This window comes from Gilliamella sp. Fer4-1 (assembly GCF_001690515.1).
In the GTDB taxonomy this organism is placed as follows: Bacteria; Pseudomonadota; Gammaproteobacteria; order Enterobacterales; family Orbaceae; genus Gilliamella; species Gilliamella apicola_C.
In genome coordinates this window covers 1-4,030 of record NZ_LZGZ01000048.1, presented here as the reverse complement: position 1 = coordinate 4,030, position 4,030 = coordinate 1, and the positions used below count along the sequence as shown (strand labels likewise).

The following is a 4,030-nucleotide window of genomic DNA, read 5'->3' as shown; positions in this document are numbered from 1 at the left end:
CTTGAGTCTTACCCACAATAGGTACAATAATTTTAGGTGCACCCAAACCGATCTCAAGTTCTTTTATGGTAATTGTTTTCATTTCATATTCCATTAGCTAGCAATTGCATTAATAGACGGTGATTTTATAACGCTTAACAATATTTATCACTGATTATCCATCATGAATAAAATCGTTAAAAACTTAGATTATTCATTAATCATTAAAACCCATTTGTTCTTTCACATATTCAATCGGTGCATCTTCACCCGTCCAAATTTTTATTTGAGCAGCACCTTGCCATAGCATCATGCCAATACCGTTTAATGTTCGGCAACCTTGTTGCTCCGCCATTTCTAATAGCTTGGTTTTTCGTGGGCTGTAAATGCAGTCGGTAACAATAAGATCAGGTCTTAACATCGTGGCATCAGTAATTAAGCTTTGCCCCTCTAACGGCTTCATCCCAACACCTGTTGCATTACAAAGCACAACACTATCTGCAATCTCTTTGCGTAATTGATCTTTATCGGCGAGATCGATAACACGCACATAGCATTGACTCGTTTGATTCAATTTTTTCGCAATGGCTTCTATCTTTGTATAGCATTCATCTTTTTGATTAAAGATGGTGATTGCTTTTACTCCATCAAGTGCTGCTTGCACAACTATGGCGGTTGCTGCACCGCCTGCTCCGAGAATGGTTATTTTTTTGCCTATCACATCAATATTGGCTTCTTTAAGCATACGCATGTAACCCATTCCGTCTGTGTTATAGCCAGTTAACACACCATTATCATTGGAAATAGTATTACACGCGCCACTTAGTTCAACGGCCGGTGTTAACTTATCAAGGTACTGGCAGACAAGCTGCTTATTGGGCATTGATACCGCACTGCCACGCAAACCTAATGCTCTAAGTCCTTTAATTGCATCAGCAAGTTTTTCTTGATCAACTTCAAATGCTAAATAAACATAAGGAACATTCAATTTTGAATAAATCGTATTTTGCATTTGCGGGGATAAACTATGGCGAATAGGGTAGGCCATTAAACCAATTAATAAAAAATGTCCGTCGATATTATTTCTCATTAACAACGCTCCACAATAACGTGACTTTAATATATTGACTTTAATATAAAAGCTTTTATGCTTAAAATGACTTCAGTAACACAAATTTGGTTTTGTCTATTGCAAAACAGTGAGTATACACTATCAATTGCACTTTCAATACCTATCGCCTACAATAATAAGCTTTGCTTCTTAACTAAGAATCTATCTTATGAATACAATGCTTGATTTGTTCTCGTCAATAAATGCAGTTGTGGTTGCGGTAATTTGTATGTTAATTTTATCGCTTTGCCGTGTCCATGTTGTTATTAGCTTAATCGTTGGGGCATTTGTTGGCGGTTTATTTAGCCATTTATCGTTAAAAGAAACCATTGATGCCTTTAACACAGGCATCAGCAATGGGGCAAATATTGCACTTTCTTATGCCATGCTAGGTGCATTTGCTGTGGCGATATCAAAATCTGGTTTACCAGAATTATTGGCAGATAAAGCGATTAAACAGCTGACATCAAGTGATGCTAAAAAACGTATCAAATGGATTTTGATTGTTATTATTGGACTAGTAAGTATTTCTTCTCAAAATGTAATTCCGATTCATATCGCCTTTATACCTCTTTTAATTCCGCCCCTATTATATGTGATGTCACGGCTACAGCTTGATAGAAGAATGATTGCGTGTATTATGACATTCGGATTAATTACTCCTTATATGTTTTTACCGGTGGGATTTGGCAATATCTTCTTGCACCAAATCTTATTAAAAAATATTACCGCATCTGGCATGGATGTAAGCCATGTTAATGTAATGCATGCCATGGCTATTCCTGCGTTAGGTATGTTTGTTGGCTTATTATGGGCTATCTTTGTTAGTTATCGTAAACCAAGAGAATATAAAATTATTCGTAGCGAAGCGAATCAAGGTGCTGTAAAAGAGGTGAATAAGCATTCACTTATTGTTTCATTATTGGCAATTGCGTTATCTTTTTCCGTTCAACTTTATACTGGCTCAATGATTTTAGGTGCCTTAATTGGTTTTATTTGCTTTATTGTATCGGGTTCGATTAAATGGGGCGAAGCGGATGGTGTTTTTACTGATGGTATCAAAATGATGGCAATGATCGGTTTTGTGATGATTTCAGCACAAGGCTTTGCCGAAGTATTAAAACAAACGCATGAAATTGAACCGCTTGTTATTAATAGTGCAGCTTTATTTGCAGGAAATAAAGTGATTGCTGCCTTTGTAATGATGCTAATTGGCTTGGTTATTACATTAGGGATTGGGTCTTCATTTTCAACCGTCCCAATCATTGCAGCTGTTTATGTGCCACTTTGTGTACAACTTGGTTTTTCACCGATTGCCACGGTATGTTTAATTGGCGCATCGGGTGCGATTGGTGATGCAGGATCACCACCATCAGATACTATTTTAGCGACATCATCTGGATTAAATAGTGATGGGCAACATGACCATATTCGAGACAGTGTTATCCCAACATTTACCCATTTTAATATTCCATTATTTATTGCTGGTTGGATTGGATCTTTAATTTTATAAACTAATCACAATAGATAAATTAAGGTTGTCATGATTTATGAATAAAAAATTACACCAAAATATACGAGCTGTTTGTGCGCAAGCTATTTTTAATGTATTAGAAGAAGGGCAATCATTAAGTGCCACACTGACTGCTTTGCATCACAAAATAGCGGATAAAGATCGAGCTCTAGTGCAAGAAATGTGTTTTGGTGTGATGCGAGTATTACCCGAGCTCAATTTCTATATCCATATCTTAATGAGTAAGGTTTTGACAGGTAAAAATAGGGTTTTGCACTATTTATTGTTAGTGGGTATTTACCAGATCCTTTATACACGTATTCCCGAACATGCCGCTGTTGGTGAAACAGTTGATGCTGTAAATACTTTGCAAAAAGCGCCATTAAAAGGATTAGTTAATGGCGTGTTACGTGAGTTTTTGCGCCAGCAAGCATCATTACAACAAAAATTTATGCAAGATGATAAGCAACAAAATAGCCGAACATTACACCCAAGTTGGTTATTGACTCGTATAAAGCAAGCTTACCCACAGCAGTGGCAAACAATTATTGATGCGAATAACCAAAAACCGCCAATGTGGTTGCGGGTTAACCAAAACCAATATTCAATTCAAGAATATCAACAACTGCTAGCAAAACAGCACGTTGAGTCAGAACCGCATGATCAATTACCTTGTGCATTGCGGTTATTGTCGCCCGTCAATGTCGCTAAATTACCTCATTTTGATGATGGTGCAGTGACAGTACAAGACTTGTCTGCTCAGTATGCTGCTTATTTATTAGCACCACAAAATGGTGAGCAAATTCTGGATCTTTGTGCTGCACCTGGTGGTAAAACCACGCATATTTTAGAGATAGCGCCAAAGGCACAAGTGTTAGCTGTGGATGTGGATGCAAACCGAGCCAAACGTATTGATGAAAATTTAACTCGTTTGAAACAGCATGCTGACGTCAAAGTTGGCGATGGCTTAACGCCAGAGCTGTGGTGTGAGGGGCGTTCGTTTGACCGTATTTTATTGGATGCACCTTGCTCCGCAACAGGCGTTATCCGCCGTCATCCAGATATAAAATGGTTACGCCGAGATAATGATATTGCCCAATTAACTGAGCTACAACATGCAATCTTAACTAATATTTGGTCTTATTTAAAAATTGGTGGTACTTTAGTTTATGCCACTTGTTCAATTCTACCAGACGAAAATAAATTACAAATTGAGCGTTTTTTACAAGAAAACACCAGCGCCAAATTACAAGGTGAACTTAAACAATTTTTACCTATTGAAAATGGTGGTGATGGTTTTTTTTATGCGGTTTTAAAAAAGCATAGTTAATACAACATAAAATATGATGATTTATCAATTATTATAAATCATCATATTGATTTTTATTGGTTATATTTATTTATGATTTCAACTAACTGTTGCCCAT

General features: G+C 36.8%; 3 protein-coding genes. 2 read left to right on the top strand and 1 reads right to left on the bottom strand.

The genetic code is table 11. From position 1 onward, the window contains the following. Window positions 1-196: 196 nt before the first annotated feature. The gene (locus tag A9G30_RS01610; RefSeq protein WP_065587836.1) at window positions 197-1,069 is read right to left on the bottom strand and encodes a shikimate dehydrogenase; all 873 of its coding nucleotides are present in this window, start codon (window positions 1,067-1,069) and stop codon (window positions 197-199) included. A gap of 199 nt (window positions 1,070-1,268) precedes the next feature. Here A9G30_RS01610 and A9G30_RS01605 point away from each other — a divergent pair, with 199 nt between their 5' ends. Further along, window positions 1,269-2,603, top strand: a complete 1,335-nt coding sequence (locus tag A9G30_RS01605) for a Na+/H+ antiporter family protein (RefSeq protein WP_065587837.1) — start codon at window positions 1,269-1,271, stop codon at window positions 2,601-2,603. 37 nt (window positions 2,604-2,640) lie between these two features. Beyond that, window positions 2,641-3,933 carry a 16S rRNA (cytosine(967)-C(5))-methyltransferase RsmB gene (gene rsmB / locus A9G30_RS01600; protein WP_065587835.1) on the top strand — a complete coding sequence of 431 codons (1,293 nt, stop codon included), beginning with the start codon at window positions 2,641-2,643 and terminating at the stop codon, window positions 3,931-3,933. Window positions 3,934-4,030: the final 97 nt, after the last annotated feature.

What these genes read in the sequence shown, in the direction of transcription:
- rsmB (WP_065587835.1), top strand. Translation starts at nt 2,641, where the DNA reads ATGAATAAAAAATTACACCAAAATATACGAGCTGTTTGTGCGCAAGCT.
- A9G30_RS01610 (WP_065587836.1), bottom strand. Translation starts at nt 1,069, where the DNA reads ATGAGAAATAATATCGACGGACATTTTTTATTAATTGGTTTAATGGCC.
- A9G30_RS01605 (WP_065587837.1), top strand. Translation starts at nt 1,269, where the DNA reads ATGCTTGATTTGTTCTCGTCAATAAATGCAGTTGTGGTTGCGGTAATT.